At 34.3% G+C, this 10,889-nt stretch carries 11 protein-coding genes; 6 read left to right on the top strand and 5 right to left on the bottom strand.

The annotated features are described in order from the left end of the window. Positions 1-159: 159 nt before the first annotated feature. Positions 160-651, bottom strand: coding sequence for a hypothetical protein (locus tag F6K22_RS17640; protein ID WP_293100421.1), 492 nt, complete (start codon positions 649-651; stop codon positions 160-162). 227 nt (positions 652-878) lie between these two features. Here F6K22_RS17640 and F6K22_RS17635 point away from each other — a divergent pair, with 227 nt between their 5' ends. Genes F6K22_RS17635 through F6K22_RS17620 form a run of 4 tightly spaced genes read left to right on the top strand, consistent with a single transcriptional unit; the run spans position 879 to position 3,209 of the window. Continuing rightward, on the top strand, positions 879-1,454 hold the full coding sequence (locus F6K22_RS17635) for a hypothetical protein (RefSeq protein WP_293100419.1): 576 nt from the start codon (positions 879-881) through the stop codon (positions 1,452-1,454). Then, a complete protein-coding gene (locus F6K22_RS17630) occupies positions 1,408-2,034 on the top strand; it encodes a hypothetical protein (protein ID WP_293100416.1) in 627 nt (208 codons plus the stop codon). Before F6K22_RS17635 ends, F6K22_RS17630 begins: the two co-directional genes overlap by 47 nt. Further along, a complete protein-coding gene (locus F6K22_RS17625) occupies positions 2,031-2,792 on the top strand; it encodes a DNA cytosine methyltransferase (RefSeq protein ID WP_293100413.1) in 762 nt (253 codons plus the stop codon). Before F6K22_RS17630 ends, F6K22_RS17625 begins: the two co-directional genes overlap by 4 nt. After that, on the top strand, positions 2,793-3,209 hold the full coding sequence (locus F6K22_RS17620; protein WP_293100410.1) for a DNA cytosine methyltransferase: 417 nt from the start codon (positions 2,793-2,795) through the stop codon (positions 3,207-3,209). It abuts the gene before it with no gap. Positions 3,210-3,449: 240 nt separating this feature from the next. Here the strand turns inward: F6K22_RS17620 and F6K22_RS17615 are convergent, their stop codons facing one another. After that, the gene (locus tag F6K22_RS17615; protein WP_293100407.1) at positions 3,450-3,686 is read right to left on the bottom strand and encodes a hypothetical protein; all 237 of its coding nucleotides are present in this window, start codon (positions 3,684-3,686) and stop codon (positions 3,450-3,452) included. 304 nt (positions 3,687-3,990) lie between these two features. Between F6K22_RS17615 and F6K22_RS17610 the strand changes: the two genes are divergently transcribed. Then, the gene (locus F6K22_RS17610) at positions 3,991-4,161 is read left to right on the top strand and encodes a hypothetical protein (protein ID WP_293100404.1); all 171 of its coding nucleotides are present in this window, start codon (positions 3,991-3,993) and stop codon (positions 4,159-4,161) included. Continuing rightward, positions 4,161-4,310 carry a hypothetical protein gene (locus tag F6K22_RS17605; RefSeq protein WP_293100401.1) on the top strand — a complete coding sequence of 50 codons (150 nt, stop codon included), beginning with the start codon at positions 4,161-4,163 and terminating at the stop codon, positions 4,308-4,310. The genes F6K22_RS17610 and F6K22_RS17605 overlap by 1 nt, the downstream gene beginning before the upstream one ends. A 23-nt stretch (positions 4,311-4,333) precedes the next feature. Here the strand turns inward: F6K22_RS17605 and F6K22_RS17600 are convergent, their stop codons facing one another. The 3 genes from F6K22_RS17600 to F6K22_RS17590 all read right to left on the bottom strand — a co-directional run bounded on the left by F6K22_RS17600 (position 4,334) and on the right by F6K22_RS17590 (position 9,546). Continuing rightward, positions 4,334-4,546 (bottom strand): hypothetical protein, encoded by a 213-nt coding sequence (locus tag F6K22_RS17600; protein WP_293100398.1) that lies wholly within the window; start codon positions 4,544-4,546, stop codon positions 4,334-4,336. 88 nt (positions 4,547-4,634) lie between these two features. Continuing rightward, positions 4,635-4,772 carry a hypothetical protein gene (locus tag F6K22_RS17595; RefSeq protein ID WP_293100395.1) on the bottom strand — a complete coding sequence of 46 codons (138 nt, stop codon included), beginning with the start codon at positions 4,770-4,772 and terminating at the stop codon, positions 4,635-4,637. A 190-nt stretch (positions 4,773-4,962) separates the two neighbouring features. Continuing rightward, positions 4,963-9,546, bottom strand: a complete 4,584-nt coding sequence (locus F6K22_RS17590; protein WP_293100392.1) for a tetratricopeptide repeat protein — start codon at positions 9,544-9,546, stop codon at positions 4,963-4,965. Positions 9,547-10,889 lie beyond the last annotated feature (1,343 nt).

The raw sequence follows: 10,889 nt of genomic DNA, 5'->3' as shown, positions 1-10,889 counted from the left end.
TCCCTTTTAAGGGGAAAAAAGAAAAAATTTTTCCTGTTCGTCAATCCTATCCGTTTTCAAGGAGAGGTAATTATTAATTATTAATTATTAATTATTAATTGTTGAAAGTTTTTTTTGTCAAACCAACCCCTACAATAACTTGATTGAACTTGATTGAATTTATCGATCAATTATTGTCATCCTGACTGGAATACAACCATGATAATCAGAACAATTTCTCATTTTCCAACTACCACGATAACCTGATTCAACATAAAAACTATCAGGTTGATATTCACGGTTTATTGCATTACTACCAGGATAAGTAGGTCTACTACCTTTAAGAATATAACCATTTCTATTAGGAACCATATTCATTTGTTGTTCAGCGTAAACTCTCCTACCATTAGGTCCAGTTACATTCACAATCATAGTTCCAAAATTTCCATCCATTCTTAAACGACCTCTATGTAACCATCCGTTCACTTTCCACTGTAAATTCCATGTTCCGTTCATCCCTTCATTTATAACACCAGGACTTACACTGCGCTGGCGTATTGGTTCAGCAAAAGCAACTTTTGCAGGAATTATAGTTGCAAAAGATAAAGAAGTAGCAGTTAAAGCAACTAAACTGAAACGAACAAATTTATTGAGCTTAGTTTGAATATTCATCTAAAGTTCTCCAGAAATTAATTGGTTTATTTCTTTCTGTTTGATACTTCTAAGATGAGACAGTAAGTTCCGGATAAATATTTCTTAGGTTGGTAATTTTTACCTCATCCTTATGGTTAAGGTGATTTCAAATAAATAGATAAAACTATGTTTAGGGTAAATATGGTTAAATTAATGATCAGAGTCTACTTTGAAAAAGTATAAATATCTTTAAAAGAGGTTATTTAGTGTCTTATAGCTCAATCGATCAAATTCAAAAAGTTCTAGCTCAGAGCGTATTTAAGCATACATTAGAGAAAAAGAAAGCAGCAGGACGGGCTTTAGGTACAATTGTTGAGATTATAACTTATTATCTAATTCGTCAATGGAATCTTTCCTCTGATGTTACGATTGAGCTACGTCTTCCAGAATTTGGGCAAACTCAAATTACTCATAATGTTGAATTTGGAATTCATCCATGTATTTATTGTCAAGAATACGAAATAATCAATCCTAATATCTTGCCATTAACTTCTAAAAAGTTAGTCAAAAACTCTAAGGATATATCGGAACTTTTGCAAAACTTTGATTTGATTGATAATCAAATATTAAGTAGAGGATTGTTACAAAAAAATAGATGTTTAATTGGCAGAAATATTAATGAAAATAAACTAGCGTTATGCGATTTAAAATCTTATAGTGAGCAAGAAGTAATAGTAGAGATAGGAATATTAAAATTACATCCATTCGCCATATTTGAGTGTAAACGTGTAGGAATTGAGGAAGGAGCAAAAAAAAAGTCCAACAACTATAGAAAAAGCTAAACAAGGTGCTTATGTAGCAAAGCACGTTTCATCATTGCAAAAAATTCGTTCTGTTGATGGAAAAGTTTTTGGTGCATTAGCAAAACCAGATGGTAATTTTGAAATTAAACCTTATGAAAAAGCTCTAAATCAAATGATTTATAATGCACCTGTAACAGATTTAACTAACTTTATATTAACGATAGGTATTGCCAGTAATCATGGAAATTGGTTTACATCAGATAATCCAAATAAGGAACTTTTAGTATTAAAACATTCCTATGATTGGCTACTATTTTTGACTGATGAAGGATTAGCAAAATTTGTCAGGGAATTAATTTTAGAACCATTACCTGAATTTGAATCAGTTCAAAAAGCTTTTCTTTCTAGTTATGATTCTCCACGCTCATCAAAACGTATAAATCAGTTTACTAAAGTTCGTATATTGCGTGATGCACATATAGTTTTGGTTAACTATTTTAGTAAAAATATTCAACAAATTGAGTCAGAGTGGTTTAATATTTTATCTCCTCAAAATAAACCTATAATTACTTTGCAAAATCAATTACAAACATTAGCCCAAAAGGAATGGTATTTATGAATCTTACTTATATTGACTTTTTTAGTGGTGCAGGTGGTTGGGGTTGCGGATTACAAATGCTTGGATTTAAACATTTAGGTTCTTATGATATAAATGAATCAGCTTGTCGTACAGCTAAAGCTAATTTAGGTAATCAAATATCTTGCCTAGATTTAACTAAATTTAATCCAAATAAAGACCTATTTAATGCTGATTTAATTGTAGGTATTCCTCCCTGTCAAGGTTTTAGTAATGAGGGCTATAAAAAGGAAAAATACCCTAGAAATAGTTTAGTTTGGACGTTTTTTAATCTTGTAGAAAAATTATCTCCTCAAGTTTGGATATTTGAAAATGTGCCTGGTTTTAAGCGACTATATAATGGTGTTTATTATCAAGCTCTTGAGCATCGTCTTAATTCAATGTCTTATTACTGGAATTCATTTTTAATTGATGCTAGTCATTACGGAGTTCCACAAAAACGTCAAAGATTTTTTGTTATAGGAGCGAAAGAATTTAAACCAGGAAAACCACAGACAACTCATTCAGAATTTGGTGAAGTTTTAGGTACAGAAAAAGCAATTACTATTTGGGAAGCAATATCCGATTTACCTCAAGTAGGGATTGGGGAAAAAGTAGGGATTTTTGATTATGATAAATTGCCTGAATGTGCATATCAAGTTTGGGCAAGAGAAGGGAGCAAAAATGTAGAAAATCACACAACTCAAAATCATAGTCAAAGAATTTTAGAAAAAATTAGGTCTGTTCCTATGGGAGAATGAATGAAGGTTTTTATAGATAAATATCAAGAAAATAAAGTTGCTTATTGTGGAGGATATAGAAGGGCAAAAAAAGATATTCCTTCTTATACTGCTTATTGGACAAGAGGAATGACTTCTATTCATCCTGAAGAACATAGATTTTTATCTCCTAGAGAATGCGCTCGTATTCAATCTTTTCCCGATCGCTTTATTTTTAAGGGTAAGACAATTGAAAATTACACGCAAATTTGTAATGCTGTACCACCACTTCTTGCAAAAGCATTTGGTTGTTACATAATTAAGGTTTTAACAGGTGAAGAAATTAATCCTATTCCTTGGGATATTTGGAGTAGTAAGAATTCTCAAGTTTTCAGAGGGAAAGTTGATAGCAAATGTGAGGATAATAATTTTCTTATTCAGTTAGAGTTACGGTTTTAAATTAGATGTCTCTAGAAAAGATGGAATAGGTATGGAGGGAGAATTCGTCGATCATATTTTTTCGGAAAATTAGTAAGAATTATCAAATTTTTAGAGGGAAAGTTGATAGCAAATGTGAGGATAATAATTTTCCTATTCAGTTAGAGTTACTGTTTTCAATTAGATGTCTCTAGAAAAGAGGGAATAGGTATGGAGGGAGAATTCGTCGATCATATTTTTTCGGAAAATTAGTAAGAATTATCAAGTTTTCTTCTGAAATTTTGATAGTAAAAGTGATGAATCCTCAAATTTTTCTTCTGTTGCGTCAAGAGCAAGAGTCGAGACATTTTTTGAAGCACCCAGGCGTGGGGATGGGTAGTGAATTTTCTCTTTGATTGCGTCAAGAGCAATTGCCGCTACATTTTGTGAAGCACCCCCGGCGTGGTGATGGGTAGTCAAATTTTTCTTTGATTGCGTCAAGAGCAATAGTCGAGACATTTTTTGAAGCACCCAGGCCGTGGGGATGGGTAGTGAATTTTCTCTTTTGTTGCCTCAAGAGCAATAGTCGAGACATTTTTTGAAGCACCCAGGGCGCGGTGATGGGTAGTGAATTTTCTCTTTTGTTGCCTCAAGAGCAATAGTCGAGACATTTTTTGAAGCACCCAGGCGCGGTGATGGGTAGTCAAATTTCTCTTTTATTACCTCAAGAGCAACAGTCGTTGCATTTTGTGAAGCACTCGGCGCGGTGATAAATCCTCAAATTTTTCTTCTGTTGCGTATAGAGCAAGAGTCGAGACATTTTTTGAAGCACCCAGGCGCGGTGATGGGTAGTCAAATTTCTCTTTTATTACCTCAAGAACAACAGTCTTTGCATTTTTTTAAGCACCCAAGCGCGGTGATGGGTAGTCAAATTTCTCTTTTATTACCTCAAGAGCAACAGTCGTTGCATTTTGTGAAGCACTCGGCGCGGTGATGGATAGTCAAATTTCTCTTTTATTACCTCAAGAGCAACAGTCGTTGCATTTTCTGAAGCACTCCGGCGCGGGGATGGGTAGTCAAATTTCTCTTTTATTACCTCAAGAACAACAGTCGTTGCATTTTGTGAAGCACTTGGCGCGGTGATGGATAGTCAAATTTCTCTTTTATTACCTCAAGAGCAACAGTCGTTGCATTTTCTGAAGCACCTCGGCGCGGGGATGGGTAGTCAAATTTTTCTTTTGTTGCGTATAAAGCAATAGTCGTTGCATTTTCTGAAGCACTCCGGCGCGGAGATGGGTAGTCAAATTTTTCTTTTGTTGCGTATAAAGCAATAGTCGTTGCATTTTCTGAAGCACCTCGGCGCGGGGATGGGTAGTCAAATTTTCTCTTTTATTACCTCAAGAGCAATAGTTGTTGCATTTTCTGAAGCACCTCGGCGCGGGGATGGGTAGTCAAATTTCTCTTTTATTACCTCAAGAACAACAGTCGTTGCATTTTGTGAAGCACTTGGCGCGGTGATGGATAGTCAAATTTCTCTTTTATTACCTCAAGAGCAACAGTCGTTGCATTTTCTGAAGCACCCCCGGCGTGGGGATGGGTAGTCAAATTTTTCTACTCGACTGACACACCTTAAATAGTAAATTAGAAAAAAATCCTCAAATCTTGCCATAACGAGAATTATAGGAAAAAATCTAACGCACAGTTTGAGCTGTCTCAGTCTAGTAGTAGAAGTTAAGTGCTTACTTCATTAATTAAAAAGCTGAAAGCTGAAAGCTGACTGCTAATAGCTGAATGCTTACAACAAATTAGGACACTTCAAATTTACCATTCCCACTCGGACATGAGAACCATCTTTAAGGATAGCTTCTAAGGAAATTTTTATCTCTGGCGCAAATTCAATTACTTCTATTTCTCCCCAGAAACCACAATATTTAGCTTCTGGAAATTCTGGATGAATTTCTCCTACATCTGGACGATGTAAATTAGCAGGAACCTCTCGGATTACTTTACCTCCAGAAATAAATTCTACTGAAACTGGAGGAGATTTTTTTCCAACTACCCATCCCCCAATAGAAATAGAACTAATATCTTTCTTTATTCCTGGTAATGGTACATCTATAGAACAACCGACTATTTCTGAATCTTTTTCATACATAGAAACAGCAACTTCTACATTTGTTTGAATCCTTAAACTAAAGTCTTCTTGTTGTCGAGTTAAATGAGGATTATAACAAGGGTCTTCGTCTATTAAATGTTTCCACCTTTGCTTCATATCTTTAATTTCTTTTTGGAAACGGAGTTGTTTTTGTCCGGTATTTTCTACTCCCCGACTTTTTGATTCATGGTGATATAAAACAGCATGAGGTAGATAAATATTTTGATAACCTTTGTGCAGCATTTTTAAACATAAGTCTACGTCATTAAATGCTACTGCTAACTCTTCATCAAATCCTCCAATTTGTTCAAATACTTCTCGCCGACACATTAAACAAGCGGCAGTTACGGCAGAATAATTATTGATAGAAATAATTTGACCTTTATACCCAGCATTAGTAGGAGAAAAACCTCGGTGACTATGGTCTGCAACGCTCCGCATTCCTAATACAACTCCGGCGTGTTGAATTGTATTATCTGGATATAATAATAATGCTCCGACAGCTCCTATTTTTTCTCTTTGCGCTTGTTCGACCATTGCTTCTAACCAGTCGGCGGTTTTTACTTCTGTATCATTATTTAAGAATAGTAAATAATCACCTTCTGCTTTTTCTACGGCAAAATTATTGAGTTTGGAAAAGTTGAAAGGAATATTCAGTTCGTAAGATTTGAAACGTTCTGGTTGTTTCTTTTTCCACTCTTCAATAATGGATAATGTTTCTGGTTCGTCGCTGCCATTATCAATTACTATTACTTCATAATTTGGATAGGTGGTTTTAGTAAAGATTGACTCTAGACATCTATCTAAAATATTTCCTAAATTTCTGGTGGGAATGATAATACTGACTAATTTTTTATCGGAAATTTGATAACGAACTTGATAAAAACCTGGATGGTTAGGTACGCTATAAATTTTTCCGATTTCTCCTCTTCTTGCTAATGCTTGGGTTAATGCTTTTTTTGCTGTTTCTTCTGAGATTGTTTGATTTATTTCTAGTGGATTTTCAGAGATTCGGTTGTGATAAAGTACCTTGGGAATGTGGAATATTTTTTGACTTACTTCGGTTAAGCGAAGAATTAGATCGTATTCATAACTACTTTCATATCCGACTCGAAAACCGTTCAATTTTTCCAATAATTCTCGGCGATATATACACAAATGACCTGTATACATTCGGGATAAAAATGAATCGGGGCACCAATCTGGTTTAAAATATGGTTGGGTTAATTTTCCTTGACTTGTCAATTTATCTTCGTCTGAATAAATCATATCTGCATCTGGATGTTTATTCAGAAATAATGCCATTTGATAGAGAGCGTCTGGGGTTAATAGATCGTCAGGATTTAATAGAGTAATAAAGTCTCCTGTTGCTAATGCTAAGGCAGAGTTTAAGTCTGTGGCAATATCTTGATTTTCACGTTTTAAGACTAATTTGATTCTGTTTTCTGGTTCTATATTTTGGGGGAGTTTGTCAGCAATATAGTGAAGTTCCCAGTTAGGATAAATTTGATTTATTACTGATTCAATTGTCTCTTGAATGTCTGGGGATGCTTTTTTTTCTGGCAGGATAATACTAATTAATGGTTGGTATCGGAAAGTCTCTAAGTTTTCCGACATTTTGTTTAGTTTGTCTGAGTTAGGTAAGTTTTCTTTGAGCCATAATTGATAGGAATCTTTTTTTTCAATCGTTGGAGAAGGTAATTGAGAAATAGGAAAGTTTACCTCTTCCCTATTTCTTATTTCTTGTTCCTTTTTTTCAACTATGGGAGAAGTTGATGACTTAAGAGTAACAGTTTTCTGTTCCCTGTTCCCTGTTCCCTGTTCCCTAAAATGATTTTTTTTAGGTAATATCTTTTGTAGTTGCTCTTGAATTTCTGTATCGTCTGGATTAATTTGTAAACCTAACTGATAAAAGGCGATCGCTCCATGAGTTTTCCCTTTTTTTACTAATGTATTTCCTAGTTGTAAATAAAGTTTGTGGTCTTCTGGCTTAACCTCTAGGGCTTTGTGATAAAGTTGTTCATTATCGGGATTATTTTCTATGGCTTTCTTATACCATTTAATTGATTCTTCTAAATCTAATTCAGCGCGTTTTTTCAGAGCATCTCCCAATTTTTGATAAGCTTCTGGTAAATCTGCTTTTAATTCTATTGCTCGACTATAGGGGTCTATTGCTTCTTGCCAATTTCCTATTTCCCAAAGAGTATTTCCTAAGTTAATATAAGACCAAGTAAAGTCGGGATTTAATTCTATTGCTTTGCGGTAAGCTGTCACAGCTTCTTCCCATTTCTCTAGTTTTAATAGACAGTCACCTAAATTATTATGAGACCAAGAAAAGTTGGGATTTAATTCTATTGCTTTCCGGTAAGCTGTCACAGCTTCTTCCCATTTTTCTAATTTCTTGAGAGCTTCTCCTAAACTATTGTGGTACCAAGAATTATCTGATTTTATTTCACTTGCTTTTTGATAGACTTTGGCAGCTTCTTCCCATTTTTCTTGTTGCGAGAAAATTTCCCCTAATTTTCCATAAGGTATATCGAATTCTGGAGAATTTTCTGTTGCTTGACTATAAGCTTTGACTGCCTCTTCTACTTTTCCTTGTTCTTGGAAAACTTCCCCATATCTGTAGTAAATTTCTCCAACTTTTTGCTTAAATTCTGTATTATTTGGTTCCAGTTGTTGAGCCTTTTGATAATTCTGTAAAGCCAGATATAACTGCCCCTGCTTTAATAAACCATCTCCTAATTTTTCATAAGCTTCTAAATTCTTGGGATTAGCAGATATTACTCTTTGATAACAAACAACTGCTTCTCCCCACTGCCCGTTTTGAATTAATATTTCTCCTAATTTATAACTAGCTTCTACTAACTGAGGCTTTAACTTAATTGCTTCTTCATAACAAGCGATCGCCTGTTCTAATTGACCATTTTCATTCAGATTATTTCCTGTAAATAAAAATTCTTCGGCGGTCGCTTTTCCCGGTTCTAATCTTAATGCTTGATATAAATATTCTGCTGCGTCTGTTGACCGATCAACCTGAGTATAAATTTTCGCTAAATTTCTATATACTCCGGCAAAGTCTGGCTTAATTGCGATTGCTCTTCGATAAGACTGTATAGCTTTTTCCCACTGTTTTTGTTGAGCAAATATTGTTCCTATATTTGCATATACTTCCCCAAAATCAGGCTTAATTTCTAATGCTTTTTTGTACCAATCTAATGCTTCTGATAATTTACCCAAAGCTTGTAAAGAATTGCCGATTATTTTATAAGCTTTGGGTTCTGGTTTAATTGAAATAATTTTCTGACTTACAGCAATTGCTTGTTCCCATTTTTTCTGGTTAACGTAAGTCTCTGCCACTACTATATAAGTTTCTATATCTTCAATATTAATCGTCGGCAAAGTTTGTTGGGGAGACATATTATTTATCTGTTCAGAAGCTACCAGAGTATCATTACCATTTACCCGATTATTCTTTAAACTGCCTACCAAAGTATCTCCCGGATTTAACTCTTGACTAGAAATTAAACTGTATTGACTAACTGATGAAATATCATCTGAATTCTCTATTTTTGTATTCGCTGCTTTTAATTCTATTGCCTTCCGAAAACAAACTGTCGCTTCCTCCAACTTTCCTCCCTGTTTTAAAGCTTCCCCTAAATTTTGATAAGCTTCTGATGAATTATTATCTAACTTAATTGCCATGCGATAACAAGATATTGCCTCATTTAAACTCTCTTGTTTTTCGAGATTTTTTCCTAAATTAATAAACTCGTCAGGGGTAGCTTTTTCTGGTTCTATAGACAATGCCTTATACTGACAATATGTAGCAGATTTTTGGTTGCCCAAACCTAGCCATATTTTTGTCATATTCCGATAAGCTCCTGCAAAATCTGGTTTGAGACTTACAGCTTTTTGATAATAGGATACTGCCTCTTGCCATTTTTGCTGCATACCGTATAAACTACCCAGATTAGCATATACTTCCGGCCAATCTGATTTAATTTCTAACGCCTTTTTGTACCAATTTTCTGCCTCTGCTAATTTTCCTTGTACTTGCCAAGCATTCCCTAAAGTTTTGTAGGCAGGAAAATAATTTTCTTCTATTTTTATCGCTAATTCGCAGGAGGCGATCGCTTCGTCAAATTTCTTTTCTGTTAAATAAGCTTCTGCTTTTTTATGGAAATTTTCTGCTGCACTTTCAGGAGGGTTTGTTAATGCCATTTTCTATTTTTTTTGAGCTACTATTAATTAAGTTGATTTACGGTTTTACTGTCTAATTTTAGAAAGGATAGGGAAAATAAAGAAGGAGTATAGCGCTAGGTGCAAGACAAAAGTCAGTCATGCAAAAGTCAAAAATAATCTATGAATGAATTTGGTAATTTAGAAATATCCTAACCTTTGCTTAGATTGCTATAAAGCCAAACTTTTACTTATTTTTTCTGACAATATTTGCTGAATTTCTCATGCTCTTGTTTTTTCTGTTCCAGAAACAAACTAGAAGGAGTCAAGCCAAATTTTTATTGACTTTTTTCTGACAATATTTGCTGAATTTCTCATGCTCTTGTTTTTTCTGTTCCAGAAACAAACTAGAAGGAGTCAAGCCAAATTTTTATTGACTTTTTTCTGACAATATTTGCTGAATTTCTCATGCTCTTGTTTTTTCTGTTCCAGAAACAAACTAGAAGGAGTCAAGCCAAATTTTTATTGACTTTTTTCTGACAATATTTGCTGAATTTCTCATGCTCTTGTTTTTTCTGTTCCAGGAACAAACTAGAAGGAGTCAATCAAATCTTGACTTACTTTTTTCTGACAATATTTGCTGAATTTCTCATGCTCTTGTTTTTTCTGTTCCAGGAACAAACGAGTCAAGAGTCAAGCCCAACTTTTATTGACTTTTTCTGACAAGATTTTGTGAGTTTCTCATGCTCTTGTTTTTATTTCCCAGGAACAAACGAGTCAAGAGTCAAGCCCAACTTTTATTGACTTTTTCTGACAAGATTTTGGGAATTTCTCATGCTCTTGTTTTTTCTGTTCCAGGAATAAACTAGAAGGAGTCAATCAAATCTTGACTTAACTTTTTCTGACAATATTTGCTGAATTTCTCATGCTCTTGTTTTTTCTGTTCCAGGAACAAACGAGAAGGAGTCAATCAAATCTTGACTTACTTTTTTCTGACAATATTTGCTGAATTTCTCATGCTCTTGTTTTTTCTGTTCCAGGAACAAACCAGTAAAGAGTCAAGCCAAATTTTTATTGACTTTTTCTGACAAGATTTTGTGAGTTTCTCATGCTCTTGTTTTTCTCTCCTTGGAATAAACCAGTCAAGAGTCAAGATTTGGCTTGACTTAACTTTTTCTGACAATATTTGCTGAATTTCTCATGCTCTTGTTTTTTCTATTCCAGGAATAAACCAGAAGGAGTCAAGCCAAACTTTTATTAACTTTTTCTGACAATATTTGCTGAATTTCTCATGCTCTTGTTTTTTCTGTTCCAGGAACAAACGAGTCAAGAGTCAAGCCCAACTTTTATTGACTTTTTCTGACAAGATTTTGGGAATTTCTTAT

This window comes from Okeania sp. SIO2F4 (genome assembly GCF_010672385.1).
Classification (GTDB): domain Bacteria; phylum Cyanobacteriota; class Cyanobacteriia; order Cyanobacteriales; family Microcoleaceae; genus Trichodesmium.
The sequence above is the reverse complement of the archived record's forward strand: the minus strand, read 5'-3'. Positions and strand labels throughout refer to the sequence as shown.